The sequence below is a fragment of the Catenuloplanes niger genome, from assembly GCF_031458255.1.
Taxonomy (GTDB): Bacteria; Actinomycetota; Actinomycetes; order Mycobacteriales; family Micromonosporaceae; genus Catenuloplanes; species Catenuloplanes niger.
Window position 1 is genome coordinate 5590806 of record NZ_JAVDYC010000001.1, and the last position, 20374, is coordinate 5611179.

Annotated in this window: 6 protein-coding genes and 1 pseudogene; 6 read left to right on the top strand and 1 reads right to left on the bottom strand. The window is 74.7% G+C overall.

Translation table 11 applies throughout. The features are described 5' to 3' along the window. Nucleotides 1–6: 6 nt before the first annotated feature. From J2S44_RS24890 to J2S44_RS24910, 5 genes and pseudogenes are all read left to right on the top strand, one after another. A complete protein-coding gene (locus J2S44_RS24890; RefSeq protein WP_310418559.1) occupies nucleotides 7–3066 on the top strand; it encodes a hypothetical protein in 3060 nt (1019 codons plus the stop codon). Then, complete coding sequence (locus J2S44_RS24895; protein ID WP_310418562.1) at nucleotides 3063–6032, top strand: hypothetical protein; 2970 nt, start codon at nucleotides 3063–3065, stop codon at nucleotides 6030–6032. The genes J2S44_RS24890 and J2S44_RS24895 overlap by 4 nt, the downstream gene beginning before the upstream one ends. Nucleotides 6033–6180: 148 nt before the next feature. Then, nucleotides 6181–7035: an ABC transporter ATP-binding protein gene (locus tag J2S44_RS24900; protein ID WP_310418565.1), complete on the top strand. Its 855-nt coding sequence runs from the start codon at nucleotides 6181–6183 to the stop codon at nucleotides 7033–7035. Nucleotides 7036–7087: 52 nt separating this feature from the next. Further along, nucleotides 7088–8005, top strand: coding sequence for a tetratricopeptide repeat protein (locus J2S44_RS24905; protein WP_310418568.1), 918 nt, complete (start codon nucleotides 7088–7090; stop codon nucleotides 8003–8005). 12 nt (nucleotides 8006–8017) lie between these two features. Then, nucleotides 8018–8909: pseudogene (locus J2S44_RS24910) on the top strand (arginase family protein); the annotation flags it as partial. 4241 nt (nucleotides 8910–13150) lie between these two features. Here J2S44_RS24910 and J2S44_RS24915 read toward each other — a convergent pair. Then, complete coding sequence (locus J2S44_RS24915; RefSeq protein WP_310418571.1) at nucleotides 13151–15046, bottom strand: penicillin-binding transpeptidase domain-containing protein; 1896 nt, start codon at nucleotides 15044–15046, stop codon at nucleotides 13151–13153. 294 nt (nucleotides 15047–15340) lie between these two features. On the opposite strand from J2S44_RS24915, the gene J2S44_RS24920 reads away from it, so the two are divergent. Continuing rightward, nucleotides 15341–20275 carry an NAD-glutamate dehydrogenase gene (locus J2S44_RS24920; protein WP_310418574.1) on the top strand — a complete coding sequence of 1645 codons (4935 nt, stop codon included), beginning with the start codon at nucleotides 15341–15343 and terminating at the stop codon, nucleotides 20273–20275. Nucleotides 20276–20374: the final 99 nt, after the last annotated feature.

The window sequence follows — 20374 nt, forward strand, 5'->3', positions numbered from 1 at the left end:
TGGCACGTGCTGGGACTGCTGGCCGGCCTGATCCGGGGCCACCGCGCCCGGCTGCTGATCTTCGCGTTGCTCGCCGGCCTGACGGTCGCGGCCGCGGCCGCCATCCCGGCCTGGGCCGGTGCCGCCGTCGCCGGCACCACGGCCGCGGCGCTCGACGACACCGCGGCCGGGGCCCGCGCGGTGCGGCTCGGCGGCGTCATGCTCGGCGACGCCAACCGGATCGCGGCGTCCTGGACCGTGGCGGCCGACCTGCTGCCCGCCGCCCGGTTCAACCGGTACGGGTCGGTCGGCGCCACCGTCACCGGCGCCGGCCCGCGCGGGCCGGAGACGTTCCGGATGAACTGGGTGGACGGCGCCTGCGACCACCTGGAGGTGGACGGCGCCTGCGCGACCCGGGCGGACGAGATCGTGCTCGGGCCGCAGACCGCCGCGCGCTTCGGGGTGGCCGCCGGCGACACGATCGACCTGGCCGGCGTGCCGGGCGCGTCCGTGCCGCTCACCGTCACCGGCGTGTTCCGCTCGGCCGACCCGGACGACGAGTTCTGGACCGCGCGCACCGCGCCCGGCCTGGCGCTGGACCGTGGCGCGCTGCTCGGCGACCGCGGCGGGTTCGAGCTGCTCGGCACGCCGATCGTGGACGTCACGCACGACTACGTGCTGCGCACCGACGTGGCGCTGGACTTCGCGGCGACCCGCGCCGACCTGGCCGGGCTCACCCCGCAGCGGATCGGTGACCTGCGGCTGACCAGCCGCCTGCCGGACCTGCTCACCGCGCTGCGCGGCAACGAGGACGCGCTGTTCCGGGGCGCCGCGATCACCGCGGCCCAGCTCGGCCTGATCGGCGGGTTCGTGCTGCTGCTGGCCGCGGCGCAGCTCGCCGCGGAGCGCCGGGACGAGGCCGCGCTGGCCGCGCTGCGCGGCGCGCCGGCCGGCACCCGGGCGCTGATCGCGGTCACGCCCGGCCTGCTCGCGATCCCGGTCGCGGCCCCGGCCGGGTTCCTCGCCGGGTTCGGCGCGACCGCGCTCGCCGCCCGCGCCGAGTTCGGCTTCGGACCGCCGGTCGTTCCGTCGCTGATCTGGGCCGGCGCCGCCGCGCTCGGCTGCGTCGCCGTGGTGGTCGCGGCCGCGGTCGCGCACCGCCCGCGCGGCCCGGTGCTGGAAGGGCTGCGCCGCACGCCGTCCCGGCTGCGGATTCGGCCGCTGGACGCGGTCACGCTGGTGGTCGTCGCGCTCGCGGCCGCGGCCCGGTACGAGATCGGCAACGTCGGCGCGGCGAACGCGGAGGGCATCGCGCTGCTCGGTCCCGCGCTGGTCGCGCTGGCCGGCGGACTGCTCGCGGCCCGGCTGGTCCCGCCGCTGGCCGCGCGCGTCGCGACCTCCCGGCTGCGCACCGGGCGGCTCGGCCCCGGCCTGGCCGCGCTGCAACTGGCGCGGCGGCCCGGTGGGCACCGGGTGCTGGCGCTCTTCGCGATCGCGATCGCGCTGCTGGTCCAGGCCGTCACCGCGGTCGACCTCGGCGCCCGGGCCGCGGACGAGCGCGCGCGGTGGGAGGTCGGCGCGGACCGGGTGCTGGCGGTGCGCGCAGCCACGCCACAAGCGCTGCGCGACGCGGTGCACGCGGCGGACCCGGACGGCCGGTTCGCCATGCCGGTGCTGCGGACCCGGCAGGGCGGCACCGCGCTGGTCGCGGTGGAACCGGACCGGCTGGCGACGGTCGCGGCCCGGCCGCGCGGGCTCGACCAGGACAGGTTCCGTGCGCTGACCGGCCTGCTGCACGCGGACGCGCACCCGCCGGTGCGCGTCGACGGCACCGCGCTGGTGCTCGACGTGGAGGCGGACGACCTGGTCAGCGCCACCGACATCGCGGTGCACCTGGTGGACCCGGGCGGCCGGCCGATCACGGTGCGGCTGTCCCTGCCGGAGGGTCCGGGACCGGCCACGGTGCGCGCGCCGGTGGACGGCTGCGCGGGCGGCTGCCGGCTGTCCCACTTCGGCTTCCAGCCCCGGCCGAACGGGTTGCGCCTGTTCGAGATGCGCCAGGAGGGCCCGGCCCGGACCGTGCTCACCGGCGCGGACCTCGGCTCGCCCGGCCGCTGGCGGCCCGGCTTCAACCTCGGCGCCGCGCTGCTCACCATGCAGCAGGACGGGCCGTGGCTGGCCGCCTCGTTCACCGGCGTGAGCCCGCGGGACTCGGTGGTCGAGGTGCGGCTGCGGTCGTCGGACGTGCCGGTGCCGGTCCCGGTCGTGGTGGCCGCGCCCGAGGAGGGGGTGAACGCGGACGGCATCCGGGAGGCCGCCGGCTTCGACCTGAGCCCCTGGCCGGTCGCCATGGTGGGCGGGCTGCCCTCGCTGCCCGGCCTGGGGCACAACGGCATGCTGATCGACTACGAGTACGCGACCCGGCTGATCGAGGGCTCCGACCTGAACACGGCGTACGAGGTGTGGCTGTCCCCGGACGCGCCGGCCGGCCTGCCCGGCGAGCTGCACGCGGCCGGGTTGACCGTGGCGGCCGAGACCTCGGTCGCCGGGCGCGCCGCGCAGCTCGTCGCGGAGGGCCCCGGGCAGTCCACCCGGCTCTACCTGGCCGCGGCCGTGTTCGGGCTGGTGTTGGCGCTGGCCGGGGCACTGCTGATCGTGACCGTGGAACGGCCGCGGCGGTCCGCCGACCTGACCGCGCTGCGCGCGCAGGGCCTCTCCGCGGCCGTGGTCGGCGTCGCCTCCCGCTGGGACCGGGTGGTGCTCGTGCTGACCGGCGTCACGGCCGGTGTGCTGCTCGGCTGGCTCAGCTGGACCGTGCACCACGACCTGCTGCCGGTCTTCGCGGACGGGCGGCCACCGACGGTGCCACCGTTGCCGTACTGGGCCGCCGCGGCCGTGCTCGCCGCGACCGCCGCGCTGCTCGCGCTGGCGGCCCGGCGGGACGTGGGCGGTGCCGTGACCCGGGGCGTGGGCGGCTCCGTCACCCGGCGGGACACGGCTGGACCCGCGGCGCGCGGGGACGCGGGTGGTTCCGCGGTCCGTGGGGACGCGGGTGGTTCCGTGGCACGGCGGGACGGTCGGTCATGATCGGGCTGATCCGCGCCGCGTTGCGCGCCCGGTGGCGGTCCGCGCTGGTGATGATGGCGCTGGCCGCGGCCGCCGCGGCGGCCGCGGCCGCACCGCTGCTCTACGCCTCGGCGGCGGAACGCGCGGCCACCGCCGTCGAGGTCGCGGCCGCGACCCCGGCCGAGCGCCGGATCACGGCCGAGCGGCACCTCTCCCCGGTCGTGCCGGACCGCCAGCAGCCCAGCCGCGCCTTCCCGCCGGAGCTGTCCCCGGACCTGCCGGCCGTGCCCGGGTTCGACACGATCGGCGGACTCTGGATCACCGGTCGGATCGCCGATCCCGCGGACGTGCCGCCGCCACCGGGTGAGCTGCCGGACGGGCTGGACGGCTCGCTCGGCTGGCGCACCGGCGTCTGCGCCCACCTGACGATCACGGCCGGGCGCTGCGCCACCGGCTGGAACGAGGTCGTGGTCAGCGCGCGGGTGGCGGACCGGGCCGCGCTGTCGCTCGGCGGCACCGCGATCCTCTACACCGGCGAGAAGTACCCGATCAGCCGGTTCACGGTGGTCGGGCTGTACACGCCGGTCGACCCGTCCGGGGACTACTGGGCGGGGCGGACGTTCTTCGCCGGATGGCAGGCGCGGGAGCCGATCGCGGACCCGATGTTCACCACCCGGGAAACCGTGCACCGCACGCTCGCGGCGGACTACGTCGAGTCCGCCGACCTGATCGGCCGCCCGGAGGCGTTCCCGGACGCGGCGCGCACCGCGCCGCCGACCGTGGGCGCCTGGGCACCCGGGTACGACTGGGCGGTCCGCACCGACCTGCCGGCGCTCGACGCCCGGATCGTCGCCAGCGGTGCGCAGCTGCGCGACGGCCTGGAACTGGCCGGGCTGCCGCTGGTGCTGCTCGCCTGGCTGGTGCTCTGGTTCGCGGTCTCGTTCGGTGTCGCGCTCCGCCGCACCGAGGCCGGCCTGTTCGCGCTGCGCGGCACCCCGGCCGCGCTGCGCTGGGTGCTGGTCGTCGCGGAGGCGGTGCTGCCGGTGCTGGCCGGCACGCCCCTCGGATATCTCGCGGCCTGGGCGATCGTCGCCGTGCTGTCCGCGACCACGCTGGACGGCGCGCCCGCGGTGCTGCCCGACACCAACTCGATGATCTGGGCGGTCGCCGCGGTCACCGGCGCGCTGCTGGTCGGCCTGGCCGCGCAGTGGCGCGCCGTGGTGGCGCCGGTCGCGGTGCTGCTGCGCTCCACCCCGGCCCGGCACCGGCAGGCCCTGGCCGGCACGGCCGAGCTGGTCGCGGGCGCGCTCGCCGCGGCCGCGGCCTACCAGGTGACCACCGTGGACGAGCCGGCCGGCGGGCTGGAGCTGCTGGTACCGATGCTGGTCGCGCTCACCGCCGGGCTGCTCGGCGCGCGGATCGCCGGGCTGCTGGCCGGGCGCGCGGCCGGCCGGGCACTGCGCCGCGGCCGGCTGGTGCGCGGGCTCGCCGCGGCCGAGTTCGCCCGGCAGCCGGCCCAGCTGCGCGTGGTGGCGCTCGCCGTGATCGTGTTCGCGATGGTCGCGTTCTCCGGCACGGCGTCCGCGGTGGCGGCGGCTGGCCGGGCCGAGCGGGCCCGCATCGACGTCGGCGCGGCGCGCGTGCTCACCGTCGCGCCGCTCGGCGAGCAGGACCTGCTCCGCGCGGTCCGGGACGCCGACCCGGACGGGCGGTACGCGATGGCGGCCGCGCGGATCACCCGCGCCGAACTGAACGCGCTCGCGGTCGACAGCACCCGGCTGGCCACGGTCGCCGCCTGGAGCCCGCGCTACGGGCCGGACGCGGCCACGGTCGCGTCGCTGATCCGGCCGCGGCCGCCGGCGCCGCTGCGGGTCGCCGGTGACACGCTGACCGTGCGCGCCACCGCGGTCGCACCGCCGCCGAACAGCCGGCTCTGGGTCACGCTGCTGCCGGTCACCGGCCCGATGGTGCGCGTGCAGGCGGGGACGCTGGTGGCCGGCCCGCACACGTACAGCGCCCCGGTCGAGGCCTGCGCCGCCGGCTGCCGGCTCGGTGCGATGGAGGTGGAGACGCCGTACACGCTGGAGTACGCGATCGACGTGACCGTCACCGAGATCGCGGACGCGTCCGGGCCGATCGATGCCGGTCTGACCGACCCGGCTCGCTGGCGCACCGTCTCCGGGACCGTGCTGGAGACCCCGCAGCTGACCGTCGACGCGGCCGGCGCGCGCCTGTCGTACCGCTCCCGCGGGCGACCAGACCTGCGGCTGGTGTCGACCGCCACGCCGATGCCGCTGCCCGTGGTCACCGGTGGCGAACCGGCCGACGCGGTGCCGTCCGCCACCGGGCCGATGCCGATCGGGCGCGCCGGGCGGCTCACGGCCGGACCGGCCGGCGCGGTCACGCTCGTCGACCTGGAGTACGCGGACATCGCCGCCTACGACGCCGCGGCCGCGGTCGAACCGCAGGTGTGGCTGCGCGCGGACACGCCGGACGCGGTGGTCGCGGCGCTCACCCGGAACGGCCTGAGCATCACGGGCGAACGGTCGATCGCGGAACGGGCGACGGTGCTGGCCGGCCAGGGGCCCGCGCTGGCGCTGCGGTTCCACCTGCTCACCGCGGCCGGCGCGGTGCTGCTCGGCGTGGGCGCGCTGGTCGTGCTCGGCGCGGACCGGCCCCGGCGCGTGAGGCAGCTGCGGGCGCTGCGCGCGCAGGGACTGCGAGCCGGTCCGGCGTGGCACAGCCAGCTGGTCGCACAGCTCGCGGTGGTCGCCGCCGGCGCGGTGCTCGGACTGGCCGCGGGCGCGCTGTCCTGGTGGATGACCCGCGACGCGATCACCTACTACGTGGACGGCGTGGGCCCGCTGGCGCCGCCGGAGTGGCCGGGGGCCGGGGCGGCGCTCGGCCCGGTCGTCGCGCTCGTGGTGATGTCCGGTGTCGCGGCCGGTTCGGCGATGTCCCTGCGGCGAGCGGTGGAGGAGCGATGAGCGGCGGAGCCAGGCGGTACGGGACGGGACGCGACCACGGTGGCACGGTCCCGGCGGGCGGCGACGGCGCGGTTGCTCCCCGGCACGGTGCGGGTGCGCTCCGCGTACCCACCGATGGTTTTGATCTTCTGCGTTGTGGGGTGATCGGGTGAACGGCATCGCGGTGGTCTGCCGGCGGGTGGTGCACATCTACCGGGTCGAGGGCAACGACGTGGTCGCGCTGTCCGGCGTCGACCTGGACATCGCGCCCGGCAGCACGGTCGCGCTGGTCGGGCCGTCCGGCTCCGGCAAGTCCACGTTGATCGCGCTGCTCGGCGGCCTGATGCGGCCGTCCGCCGGGCGGGTCCAGGTCGGGCTGGTCGACCTGGGCAAGGCCGCCGACGCGGAACTGGCCCGCATGCGCGGCACCGACATCGGCGTGGTGCTCCAGGGCGCCGCGCGCAACCTGCTGCCGCACGCCACGCTGGCCGCGAACATGTGGCTGGCCCAGCGGCGCGCCGCCAAGGTCCGGCCGGCCGACGTGGAACCGTTCGAGCGGATCCTCGGGCTGGTCGGGCTGGGCGGTTTCGGCGAGGCCACGGTCGGCGAACTGCCGCCCGGCGCCCAGCAGCGCGCCGCGCTCGCGGTCGGCATGGCCGCCTCACCCGGGCTGCTGCTGGTCGACGAGCCCACGTCCCGGCTGGACCGGTCCGCGCGCGACGAGGTCCTGGACGCGCTGGACACCGTCAACCGCGAACGGGGCACCACGATCGTGGTGGTCACGCACGACCCCGAGGTCGGCGCGCGGCTCGGCCGGGCGATCACCATCCGGGACGGACGGGTCGGCGCGGAGGGCCGCGACGGGCAGGAGTTCGCGGTCGTCGCGGGCGACGGCACCGTGCAGCTGCCACCGGCGATGCTGGAGAACTACCCGCCCGGCACGCTGCTCGCGGTGGAGAGCGTGGACGGGCAGGTCGTCATGGTCAGCGCGACGCACGAACCTGTAGGGGACGGCACACCGTGATCGGCGTCCGGTCAGGGCGACGGCCCGGCTTCGCGTGCGAGACTAGACAACCATGAGCGACCCACGGATCACCTCGTCGATCTTCACCCGCGGCGCGGTCGACCTCGGTGCGCTGCGGAGCACCCCGCAGCCGACCGCCGCGTCCGCGCCCGCGGCGCGTCCAGCCGCCCCCACCGCGGCCCCCGCCTCGCCGTCCGGAGCCGTCACCGTCATCGACGTGACCGACGCCGACTTCCGGACCGAGGTGCTGGAGCGGTCCCTGACCACGCCGGTCATCCTCGACTTCTGGGCCGAGTGGTGCCAGCCCTGCAAGCAGCTGTCCCCGGTCCTCGAGCGGCTCGCCGAGGAGGGCGGCGGCTCCTGGATCCTCGGCAAGGTCGACGTGGACGCCAACCCGGGCCTGGCCCAGGCGTTCCAGATCCAGAGCATCCCGATGGTCGCGGCCGTGGTCGGTGGCCAGCCCGTGCAGGGCTTCCAGGGCGCGCTGCCCGAGGCCCAGGTCCGGCAGTACATCGAGGCCGTGCTCAAGGCCGCCGGCGTGCAGGCACCGCAGCACGAGGACCCGCGGCTGGCCGAGGCCGACGACGCGATGATGGACGGTGACCTGGACGCGGCCGAGGCGGCGTACAAGAAGATCCTCAACGAGTCACCGGCCGACGCGGCCGCCGAGTCCGGGCTCGCCCAGGTCTCGCTGTTCCGCCGGGTGCAGGGCGTCGACCCGGGCGCCACGCTCTCCGTCGCGGCCGGCGCGCCCGACGACGTCAAGGCCCAGCTGCTCGCGGCGGACGTCGAGGTGCTCAACGGCAACGCGGCCGAGGCGTACGACCGGCTGATCAAGCTCATCCGCCGCGTCTTCGGCGACGAGCGCGAGACGGTGCGCCGCCACCTGCTCTCGCTCTTCACCGTCGCCGGCCCGGACGACCCGGCCGTCGCGAGCGCCCGCCGCGCGCTGGCGAACGCGCTGTTCTAAGAGGCCGCCGCCATGCGCCGGATCGCCGTCCTCGACGCACCCTCCAACCTCGGTCTGCGCCCGCCGACCGAGACGTCGGTGCCGGGCTGCGCCAAGGCGCCGGGCGCGCTGCGGGACGCGGGGCTGCTCCACCGGCTCCGCGCCCGGGACGCCGGCTGCCTCACCCCGCCGCGGTACGACCCGGGCGACTGGCGGCCCGGCGACGGCGTCTGCCACGCGCCCGCGATCGGGGCGTACTCGGTGGCGCTCGCCGACCGGATCGGCGCGATCATCGACAACGGCGAGTTCCCGGTGATCCTGGGCGGCGACTGCTCGGTGTCGCTCGGCTCCGCGCTGGCCATGCGGCGCCTCGGCCAGTCCGTCGGCGGGCACGTCGGGCTGGTGTTCGTGGACGGCCACTCCGACTTCCGGCACCCCGGCAACGCGTCCTACGTGGGCGCGGCCGCGGGTGAGGGCCTCGCGCTGATCACCGGCCGCGGGCAGGCGGACCTGACCGCGCTGGAGGGGCGCCGGCCGTACTACCGGGACGTCGACGTGGTGGTGGTGGGCATCCGGGCCAACGACGAGTACCGGCTCGACCTGCAGGCCGCCGGGATCGTGACGCGCCCGGTCCCGGCGCTGCGCGCGGAGGGTGCGCCACGGTCCGCGCAGTGGGCACTGGACCAGATCGCCGACTGCGCCGGGTTCTGGGTGCACATCGACGTGGACGTGCTCGACCCGGCCGTGATGCCGGCCGTCGACGCGCCGGAACCGGGCGGGATCGCGTTCACCGAACTCGAAGCCCTCCTCGAACACCTCGTGGGTACGCCGCACTGCCTCGGCATGGAGATCACGGTCTTCGACCCGGACTACGACCCGGACGGCTCGTACGCGGCCGAGATCGTGGCCACGGTCAGCGCCGGCATCGAGGCGGCCGGCCGGCTGCTGGCGGCGCCACGACCGCGCGGCGAGAACACGACGGAGCCGTCCGGCCCGGTCGAGTCGGTGACGGCGCCGTCCGACGGCGACCGGGCGGAGATGTCGACGTACCAGGCGCTGGTGGCGCGGGGCACGGGCGGGTTCGCCGGCCTGAGCGCCCCCGCCGTTCAGGACCCGGCGGACTCGGCCGGCGGCGCCGGACCGCTGAGCGGTGCCGGTGATGCCGGGCCGTTCGGCGGTGTCGGCGGTGCTGGATCGTCGGGCGGTGCCGGCCGCGACGGGTCGTCCGGCGGTGCCGGCGGGTTCGGGCCGTTGGGTCGTGACGCAGCGGGCGGGCCGTCGGACTCCGCCGGCGGTGGCGGTCCGCTGGACGCCACCGGTGGCGGGGCGCCGCTGGACCCGGCCGGCGGTGACCGGTCACCGGGTGATGCCACCGACGACGGCGTGGGCCCGGCCGACGACGACGGGACGGCCTTCACGGCGGCCGGAGACGGCGTCCGCGGTCCGGTACCGGCGCAGCCGGGCCCCCGCTCGGCCGGCGACGCCGTCCGGTTCGGCCCGGGCACCGGAGAGGCGGGCCGGTTCCGATCGGGCGCCGGAGAGGCTGGCCGGTTCGGATCGGGCGCGGGAGAGGCCGGCCGGTTCGGATCGCGCGCCGGTGAGGCCGGCCCGTTCGGATCGGGCACCGGAGAGACCGGCCGGTTCCGATCGCGCGCCGGCGAGGCTGGCCCGTTCGGATCGCGCGCCGATGACGCCGGACGGTTCGAGGCACGTGACGATGACGCCGGACGGTTCGGGACGCGCGTCGACGAGTCCGTTCGGTTCGGGGCGCGTGACGATGACGCCGGACGGTTCGGGGCGGGCGACGGCGACGGCGATCCGGTGCCGGGTTCCGGCCCGGCGACCGCGTTCGGCGCGCGGAGCGGTGCGGACGCCGACGAGAGTGACGTCGATCCGGTGGCACGGCTGCGATCGCGTCTGATCGCCGACCGGGGACGTGCGGTGCGGTTCGGGGACGGTGCCGGCGACGACACGCTGTCGCCCGGCGGCCCGCACCCGGCCGACGACGCGGGCGGTCCCGCGGTGCCGAACACGGTGCGGGAGGCGCTGGCCCGCCGCGAGGCACAGGCCCGCAAGTCCAGCCCCACCTCCATAGCCGAGGCCGCGGCGCTGGCCAAGGCCCGGTTCGCGGCCGCGGCCGCCGCGGCCGCGAAACCCGAGCCGGACGACCCGGACCTGCCGCTCTCCGTCAGCGGACCGGCCGGCGGCGTCATCCCGGCCCCGCTCACCATCGCCGGGCAGCACGTGGACGCGTCCCGCCGGACCGGCGGCCAGCGCCCCGGAAAGCCGGCCAAGCGCGCCGACGCCCCCGCGCGCCGCACCGGCTGGGACCTCGACGACCTGACCAGCCGCTCCGGCCTGCTCGCACCACGCCGGCCGGCCGACCCCGGCGACGCCGACTCGGACTCCCCGCGCCCCGGCGGCCTGCGTCGCCGTCCGCCGGCCGACGACGTGCCCCCGAGCGAACCCATCACCAGCACCAGCGTCACCAACCCCGACGTGGTACGCCCGGGCGGCCTGCGCCGCCGCCCACCACACCAGGGCGGATCCCTGCGCCGCCCGTCCCCGGGCACCCCCGCCGGCGGCCCGGACGACGCGGGCCCCGATGCCGAGGAGCCCGCCCCGGCCGCGTCCCCCACCGTGGGCAGCACTGCGTCCCCGGCCGGCGACACCACATCCGCTGAGGACGTCTCCCCGTCAGCGGACGGCGGTGGCACGTCTGCGCAGGACGTCTCCGTGTCTGCGGAGGACGATGCCGGGTCCGTTTCCGAGCCGCAGCAGGAGGAGGGTGGCGGCGATCTCGTTCCCAACGCCGCCTCCTCGGCACCCATCGAATCCGAGGCGGCTACCGAGGCCCAGCAGACCGACGGCGCCGGTATCGAGTCACCGGGCGAGACCGAGTCGTCCGCTGAGATCGAGTCGTCCGGTCAGATCGAGTCGTCCGGTGAGGTCGAGTCGCCGGGCGATGTCGAGTCGCCGGGCGAGGCCGAGGCCGTCGATGGCGAGGCTGTTGGCGAGTTCGAGCCGGCCGACGAGGTGGAAGCTGCCGCGGTTGCCGAGGCGCCCGACGACCGCGAGGCGGCCGACGAAGCCGGCGCCACGGGTGCCGAGGCCTCCGATGAGGATGAGCCGGCCGACGCGGGCGACGCTGTCCCGGATGCCGAGGTGCTCGGCGAGGTCGGGTTGGCCGACGACGCTGAGGTCGATGCGGGCGCCGAGGCGTTCGGCGCGATTGAACCGATCGACGGAGCCGTGACTGCCGCTGATGCCGGGACGTCCGGCGAGCATGAGTCGCCCGCCGATGCCGAGGCGGTCGGCGATGCTGAGACGGTCGACGGGGCGGACACTATCGGCGGTACCGCAGCGGCCGAGGAGGTCTCGTCAAACGAGATCGTCGAGGTAGCGGAGGGGTCCGAGACGGACCACGGCGCGGCGGCCAACGAGGTTGTGCCGACTGGCGCCGCCGAGGCCGGCAATGCCGCTGAGGCTGCCGGCGCTGGTGAGGCTGAGGGCGCTGCCGGAACTGGTGCCGCTGAAGACATCGTTGAGCCCGCTGTCGCCGGTGGCGATGAGAACTTCACTGAGGCTGCTGGTGCTGCTAAGGCCCCTGGCCCCGACGCTGGCGAGGCTGAGCGCCTCGCTGGTGCTGCTGGTGCTGGTGACATCGGCGAGGCCGCTGGTGCTGAGGTCGCTGGTGCTGCTGAGGCTGCTAGTGCTGAGGCCGGCGTCGCCGAGGCCGCTGGTGTTGCTGAAGCCGGCACCGTCCCTGAGACGGGTGGCGATGCTGAAGCCAGCTTCGCCGAGCCCTCCGGCACTGCTGAGATCAGCGGTGCTGCTGAGCCGACGAGCGAGTCTGACGCGGACGACGAAGCTGCGCCAAAGGCAGAAATTACGCCGAAGACGGACGGGGACGCCGAGAGCGGCCCCGGCGACGAGGTCGACCTGGATGACGCCGATTCGGCAGCGGAAGCCGCTTCTGTCACGGAGGCCGAGCCCGCAGCGGAAGCAGCTGATTCCGTCAGGCAGGCCGAGCCTGCTGCGGAGGCCGAGCTCACTGCGGAGGCCGAGCCTGCTGCGAAGGTCGAGCTCACTGCGGAGGCCGAGCCTGCTGCGGAGGCCGAGCTCACTGCGGAGGTCGAGCTCACTGCGGAGGCCGAGCCTGCTGCGGAGGCCGACCTCACTGCGGAGATCGAGCCTGCTGCGGAGGCCGAGCCCGCCGCGGAAGCCCGTTCATCCGAGCAAGGCGACCCGGTCGCGGACCCCGCGGGGAAGCCGGACGACGAGCCCGAACCGACGACGGCGGCCGGCGAGTCCGTCGCCCCGGCGACGGCTGGTTCGCCGTCGGTGGCAGGCCAGCCCGACGACCGGCCATCGCCTACGGTTCTGGGCCGTCTCCGACGCCTCATCGGTGCGAATCCCACGCAGCCCGGCCAGCCGTCGGCCGCTCCGGGACGGCTTCGTCGCGCAACCCCCGCTCCCGGCGACGCCGACTGACGCGAACCTGCCCGGCTGAACGCTAGGAAACCCACGGACCCTGTCGGCTGGATTCAACCCAACCGGCCGAACCCGCCCGCCTGGATGCGTTCGGAACCGGTGAAGTCCGCAGGCACCGCCCCGGCTCAGCCGGTGGCTCTTGCCGCTCCGCCGTGCGCCGCTCCGCCACGCGCCGCACGCCACGCGCCGCACGCCACGCGCCGCACGCCACGCGCCGCACGCCACGCGCCGCACGCCACGCGCCGCACGCCACGCGCCGCACGCCACGCGCCGCACGCCACGCGCCGCACGCCACGCGCCGCACGCCACGCGCCGCACGCCACGCGCCGCACGCCACGCGCCGCACGCCACGCGCCGCACGCCACGCGCCGCACGCCACGCGCCGCACGCCACGCGCCGCACGCCACGCGCCGCACGCCACGCGCCGCACGCCACGCGCCGCACGCCACGCGCCGCACGCCACGCGCCGCACGCCACGCGCCGCACGCCACGCGCCGCACGCCACGCGCCGCACGCCACGCGCCGCACGCCACGCGCCGCACGCCACGCGCCGCACGCCACGCGCCGCACGCCACGCGCCGCACGCCACGCGCCACGCTGAATGTGATTCGAGGCGTCATCCGGTCGTCGGTATGACGTGGATGACGCCTCGAAGTGCAGGAGGAATGCCCGTTACAGGGCCGAGAAGAAGTTCTTGACCAGTGGTACCGCCGCGCCTCCGCCGGTGCCGCCCTCCTCGACGAAGACCGCCACCGCGATGTCGCCGCGCCAGCCCACGAACCAGCCGTGCGTCTTGTCCAGGTTCGCGTCGTCGAACTCGGCGGTGCCGGTCTTGCCGTACACCGGGTCGCCCTTGACCGACTTGAGGTCGGTGGCCGTGCCGGCCGTGACCACCTCGCGCATCATCTCCTTCAGCGGCGTCACCGACGTCTCCTTGAGCGGCGCCACCGGCGCGGGGGACCCGGCCGGGGCCGGGTCGAGGACGAGCTTCGGTGCGACGAACGCGCCGCGGGCGACCGCGGCCGTGGCCGTGGCCATCGCGAGCGGGCTGACCACGGTCTTGCCCTGGCCGAACGCGGCCGCGGCCAGTTCCGCGGCGGGGGTGCCGGTGGAGACCTTGCCGGTGTACGCCTCCGCGCCCACGTCCCAGGTTCCGCCGATGCCGAGCTGCGCGCTGGCCGCGGCGAGTCCGGGCGCGCCGAGCTTGGTCGACAGCGCGGCGAACGCGGTGTTGCAGGACCGGGCGAAGTCGGTGTGGAACGGCACGGTGCCGAGCTGCATGTCGTACGCGTTGTTGAAGGTCCGGCCCTCGACCGTGTACGTCTTCGGGCAGTCGACCGGGCTGTCCTTGCCGACGATGTTCGCGTCCAGCAGTCCGAGCGCGGTGACCATCTTGTACGTCGAGCCGGGCGGCACCTGCGCGGTGAACGCGAGGTTCTCCGCGCCGCCGTTCGGCCCGTTCGCCACCGCCACGATCGAGCCGTCCGAGATCTTGATGGCGACCAGCGCGGCCCGTTTCGTCTCCGTGGAGACCGCGTCGTCCGCGGCCGTCTGGATCTTCGGGTCGAGCGTGGTCCGGACCGGCTTCCCGGCGGCCGGTTCGGCGCGCCACAGCTCGGTGAACGTGGGTTCCCCGGCCGGCGCCGCCTGCGTGATCACCACGGCCTCGCCGGGCGTGCCGCGCAGCTGCTCGTCGTACCGTTCCTGGAGCCCGCCGTGCCCGGTCTGGTCGCCGATCTCGAACGTGCCCGGCGCCGCGTCCATGTCCTCCTTGGTCACGTCGCCGACCGTGCCGAGCAGTGCGCGGGCGAACACCCGGGTCGGCGCCAGGACCCGGTTCTCCTCCCGCGTCTGCACGCCCGGCAGCTTCTCGATCTTCGCCTTGACCTTGGCGTAGTCGGTGTCCCGGAGCGTGGCGACGACCACCTCGTCGTCCGGCTCGGCGGCCTCCACCTCGGCCTTGAGCCCGCCCAGGTCCACGCCGAACTGTTTCATCTCCGCGCTGAGCGTGGTGACGGTGCCGGCCAGGTCGGTGGCGAGCTTCGGGTGGATGCCGACCACGACCACCTTGCGGTCGCTGAAGATCGGTGCGCCGGCCGCGTCCAGGATGGGTGCGCGGGTGCCGGCGATCCGCTGGACGCGCAGCTCGTCGCCCTCCTTGAGCTGCGGGTGGACGACCGCGGGTTCCCACACCACGCGCCACGCGTCGTCGCCCTTGCTGAGCCGGACCGGTGCCTGGTACTCCCAGCGCCGCCCGCCCGGCAGCGTCCAGGAGACCTTCACGTCGCCGGTGGCCAGCGTCTTGTCCTCGGCTGGTTCGGGCGCGCTCAGCTCCGGCGGCGTGTCCGCCAGCTCGCCGGAGAGCGCCCGGATCGCGGCGTTCACGTCCGCCGGGCTCATCGTCTGCCCGGCCGCGGAGACGACGCCGACGCCGTCGAGGTTGCCGGAGCGCCAGCCGGCCAGGAACGCGTTCAGTGTGTCGCCGGGGCCGTCCGAGCCGGAGCACGCGGTGAGTGACGTGCTCGCGAGGACCAGTGCCGTCACTGCGGCCGTGCGGAGCCTGAGCATGATTACCTTCCGACAGGCCGGAATCGATGCCCGCAACGGTAGTGGAGATCGGTTTACAAGTGGTGGACGTTCCGAACCACCCAATCGGTGGGAAAGAGCGGTCCACCGTACCCGGGATCGGGTTTGAAGGTTTTGACCAGCGGAAATCCCGTTGTGGCAGAGGATGGGACGGTGCGGCCCGGCCCGACTGGCGGGACACCGGCACAGTCGCGCGGCGGATCTGCCGTGCCGAGGGCCTAGGCTCAGGGTCGAGGAACAGACCCACAGCGTGGTGGGGCGAGGGGAGCTGCACCGATGGACCGGCGCCAGGTGACCGGCGGGGACGACAACACCCAGGACGACGAGGGGGCCGTCCCGGCACCCGGGTCCGAGGCGATCGAGTCGGGGGTGAGCGCTCGCGAGGTGGAGGACACCGAGCTCGAGGAGCCCCTGCCGAACGCGGAACGGCTGGTCGCGCAGGCGGTCGCGCTGGCCGGCGACGATCACGACACCGCGAGCCTGGTGGACCGGTTCTGGCGGTTCGCGGCCGACGAGGAGCTGGTCGGCTACACGCCGAAGTCGCTGCTCGACGCCGCGCTCCAGCACCGTGAGCTGGCCGCTCAGCGCGTTCCGGGCGAGCTGAAGCTCTCCATCGACGAGCTGTCCGAGCAGGGCCGCACCGTCATCCAGGTGATCACGGACGACATGCCGTTCCTGGTCGACTCGGTGACCGCGCTGCTGGAGGGCTACCACCTCGACATACATCTGCTGGCCCACCCGCTGCTGGTGGTGCGCCGCGAGCCGCTGGGCGCGCTGACCGAGGTCGCGGCCGAGGTCGAGCCGGACGAGGGCATCGACGGTGACCTGGTCGAGAGCTGGATGCGGATCGACGTCGACCCGGTGCGTGACACGGTCACCCGCGACCAGCTCTACCGGGAGCTGCAGCGGGTGCTCACGGACGTGCGGGACGCGGTCGAGGACTGGCCGCGGATGCGGCAGCGCGCGCTCGACATCGCGGTGGAGCTTTCCGCGGTGCGGGACACGCCGGACCGTCCGCCGGTGCCGGAGAAGGACCTGACCGACTCGATCGAGTTGCTGAACTGGCTGGCCGAGGAGCACTTCACGTTCCTCGGCTACCGGGAGTACGAGCTGGTCGACGGCGACGGCGACGAGAAACTGCTGCGCGCCACGATGGGCTCCGGGCTGGGCATCCTGCGGGCCGACCAGCAGGCGCCGCGCGTGCTCTCCACGATGACGCCGGAGGCGTACGCGAAGGTGCTGGAGAAGCGCCTCCTGATCATCACGAAGGCGAACTCGCGCGCCACCGTGCACCGCTCCGCCTATCTCGACTACATCGGCATCAAGATGTTCGACGCGGCCGGTGAGGTGGTGGGGGAGCGGCGCTTCCTGGGCCTGCTCGCCACGGACGCGTACCGGACCAGCGTGACCGAGCTGCCGGTGGTCAAGCGCAAGGTCGCGGAGATCCTGGAGCGTTCCGGCCTGTCGCCGCGCAGCCACTCCGGCAAGGACCTGATGGCGATCCTGGAGACGTACCCGCGGGACGAGCTCTTCCAGATCAAGGTGGACGACCTCTACCACGCGGTGATCGGCGTGCTGCGCATGGCCGGGCGCCGGCAGCTGCGGCTGTTCCTGCGACGGGACGGGTACGGCCGGTTCATCTCCTGCCTGATCTATCTGCCGCGGGACCGGTTCACCACGGTCAACCGGCTGCGCATGCAGGAGATCCTGCTCCGCGAGCTGAACGGCGTCGGCGTCGACTACACCACCCGGGTCAGCGAGACGATGCTGGCCCGCGTGCACTTCATCGTGCGCACCGACCCGGCGAACCCGCCCGGCGCGGTGAACGCGGACGCGCTGGCCGAGGACCTGGCCTACGCCACCCGGCTGTGGGACGACGACTTCCGCCTGGTGCTGGACCGCAAGCTCGGCGACGGCCAGGCGAAACGCCTCTACAGCCGGTACGTGGAGGCGCTGCCGGAGAGCTACAAGGACGAGTACAACCCGTACGAGTCCGTGCAGGACCTGGCGAAGCTGGAGCTGCTCGAAGAGGCCGGCCAGCTGGAGATGCACCTGTTCCCGAAGGACGACGAGGTCCGGTTCAAGGTCTTCCGGTACGGCGAGCCGATGGTCCTCTCCGACGTGCTCCCGGTGCTGCACTCGCTCGGCGTCCGGGTGCTGGACGAGCGCCCGTTCGAGATCTCGCTCGATCCCGCCTCGGTCTTCCTCTACGACTTCGGCCTGCGGCTGCCCGACTCGCACCGCGCGCTGCAGGAGGTCCGGCCGCACGTGGAGAACGCGTTCGCGGCCGCCTGGCGCACCGAGGCCGAGGTCGACGGCCTGAACGAGCTGGTGCTCCGGGCCGGCCTCACCTGGCGGCAGGTAGTGGTGCTCCGGGCGTACGCGAAGTACCTGCGGCAGGCCGGCGCGGTCTACTCGCAGGAGTACATGGAGTCCACGTTCGTGCAGTACCCGGCGATCGCGGCACTGCTGGTCCGGCTGTTCGAGACCCGGTTCTCGCCGTGGCTGCAGCTGGGCGAGGCCGAGCGCACCACGCGCGCGGACGCGATCGTCGCCGAGATCACCGAGCGGCTGGACGAGGTGAGCAGCCTCGACCAGGACCGGATCATGCGGTCCTTCCTGACGCTGCTGCAGGCCACCCTGCGCACCAGCTTCTACCAGCGCGGCAAGGACAACCGGCCGAAGTCGTACGTGGCGTTCAAGCTCGACCCGCAGGCGATCCCGGACCTGCCCGCGCCGCGCCCGATGTACGAGATCTTCGTCTACTCGCCGCGCTTCGAGGGCGTGCACCTGCGCTTCGGCGCGGTCGCGCGCGGCGGCCTGCGCTGGTCCGACCGGCGCGAGGACTTCCGCACCGAGATCCTCGGCCTGGTCAAGGCGCAGATGGTGAAGAACGCGGTGATCGTGCCGGTCGGCGCGAAGGGTGGTTTCGTCCTCAAGCAGGCACCGCCCGCGTCCGACCGCGACGCGTTCCTGGCCGAGGGCGTGGCCTGCTACCGGCAGTTCATCGCCGCGCTGCTGGACGTCACGGACAACATCTCCGGTGGCAAGATCGTGCCGCCGCGCGAGGTGGTCCGGCACGACGGCGACGACCCGTACCTCGTGGTCGCGGCGGACAAGGGCACGGCCACGTTCTCCGACATCGCGAACGAGATCTCGGTCGCGGCGGACTTCTGGCTCGGTGACGCGTTCGCGTCCGGCGGCTCGGCCGGCTACGACCACAAGAAGATGGGCATCACCGCGCGCGGCGCCTGGGAGTCGGTCAAGAAGCACTTCCGCGACCTGGGGCTGAACACGCAGGCCGAGGACTTCACCGTGGTCGGCGTGGGCGACATGTCCGGCGACGTGTTCGGCAACGGCATGCTGCTCTCCGAGCACATCCGGCTGGTCGCGGCGTTCGACCACCGGCACATCTTCCTCGACCCGACGCCGGACGCGGCCACCTCGTTCGCGGAACGGCAGCGGATGTTCGCGTTGCCGCGCTCGTCGTGGGCCGACTACGACACCTCGCTGATCTCCGCGGGCGGCGGCGTCTTCCCGCGTACCGCGAAGTCCATCCCGGTCTCCGCGGAGGCGGCGCGGGCGCTCGGGCTGCCCGGCCCGGCGAGCCTGAGCCCGCAGGAGCTGATGCGGGCGATCCTGCTCGCCCCGGTCGACCTGCTGTTCAACGGCGGCATCGGCACCTACGTGAAGGCCGCGTCCGAGTCGCACGGCGACGTCGGCGACAAGGCCAACGACCCGATCCGGGTCAACGGCGGCCAGTTGCGCGTGCGGGTGGTCGGCGAGGGCGGCAACCTGGGCCTGACCCAGCGCGGCCGGATCGAGTTCGCGCTCAACGGCGGCAAGATCGGCACCGACTTCATCGACAACTCGGCCGGCGTCGACTGCTCCGACCACGAGGTCAACATCAAGATCCTGCTCGGTGGCGCGGTCGCGGACGGCGACCTGACCGTCGCCGACCGGGACGCGCTGCTGGCCGAGATGACGGACGAGGTCGCCGCGCTGGTGCTGCGCGACAACTACGAGCAGGCCGGGGCGCTCGGCACCGCGTGCGCGCAGTCCCGGTCGCTGCTGCCCGTGCACCGGCGGATGATCTCCGACCTGGTCGCGGCCGGGCACCTCGACCGCGAGCTGGAGGCGCTGCCGAGCGACGCGGAGCTGGACGCGCGCGAGCACGGACTCTCCGCGCCCGAGTTCGCGGTGCTGCTCGCGTACACCAAGATCGTTCTGGAGAAGGAGATCCTGGAGGACTCGATCGCGGACGAGCCGTGGACCGCGGACGTGCTCACCCACTACTTCCCGACCGCGCTGCGCGAACGCTACGCCGACCGCATGCCCGGCCACCGGCTGCGCCGCGAGATCGTCACGACCGTGCTGGTCAACGAGGTGGTCAACCGCGGCGGCACGTCGTTCGTCTACCGTGCGATGGACGAGTCCGGCGCGTCCGCCTCCGACGTCATCCGGGCGTACACGGTGGTCCGCGACGTCTTCGGCCTGCGCGACCTGTGGGCCGCCGTCGAGGCCCAGGACAACGTCATCCCGACGTCCGCGCAGATCCTGGTCTACCTGGAGGGCCGCCGGCTGCTCGACCGCGCGGTCCGCTGGATCGTCGGCAACCGGCGCTCCCCGCTGGACGTACCCGACGAGACCGCCCGCCTCCGGGCCGGTATCGCCGCGCTGCTCCCGCGCCTGGAACGTCAGCTCCAGGGCGCCGAACTGCAGGCCTTCGAGGCGCGCGTCGCCGAGATGACCGAACAGCACGTGCCGCGCGACCTCGCGGTCTGGGCCACCCGCCTGGTCTACAGCTTCGGCCTGCTCGACATCGTCGAGACCGCGTCCGTCACCGGCCGGGACGTCAACGAGGTCGCCGAGGTCTACTTCGTCCTCTCCGAACGCCTCCGCGTCGACTCGCTGCTCTCCAAGGTCTCCGCGCTCCCGCGCAACGACCGCTGGCAGACCCTCGCCCGGATGGCGCTCCGCTACGACCTCTACGCCGCGCTGGCCGCGCTCACCGCCGAGGTCCTCCAGTCCTCCGACGACACCATCGCCGCCGAGGACCGCGTCAACGCCTGGGAACGGGCCAACTCGTCCGCGCTCACCCGCGCCCGCAAGTCGATGACCGACTTCGGCGAGTCCGCCGGCGACCTGGCCGCGCTCTCGGTGCTCCTCCGCCAGATCCGCACCCTGGTCAAGACCTCAGCCGCAGGCTGACAACCACACCGCCCCGGGGGTACGCGCGCCCCGCGCGCATCCCCCCGGGGCGGCTTCGCCGGTCCGGGCGCCGCCCGGCCCAGCGGAACGCTACCCCTC

Bases quoted from the DNA above. Each gene is read 5' to 3' on its own strand.
- J2S44_RS24915 (WP_310418571.1), bottom strand. From the start codon at position 15,046: ATGCTCAGGCTCCGCACGGCCGCAGTGACGGCACTGGTCCTCGCGAGC.
- J2S44_RS24895 (WP_310418562.1), top strand. From the start codon at position 3,063: ATGATCGGGCTGATCCGCGCCGCGTTGCGCGCCCGGTGGCGGTCCGCG.
- J2S44_RS24920 (WP_310418574.1), top strand. From the start codon at position 15,341: ATGGACCGGCGCCAGGTGACCGGCGGGGACGACAACACCCAGGACGAC.
- J2S44_RS24905 (WP_310418568.1), top strand. From the start codon at position 7,088: ATGAGCGACCCACGGATCACCTCGTCGATCTTCACCCGCGGCGCGGTC.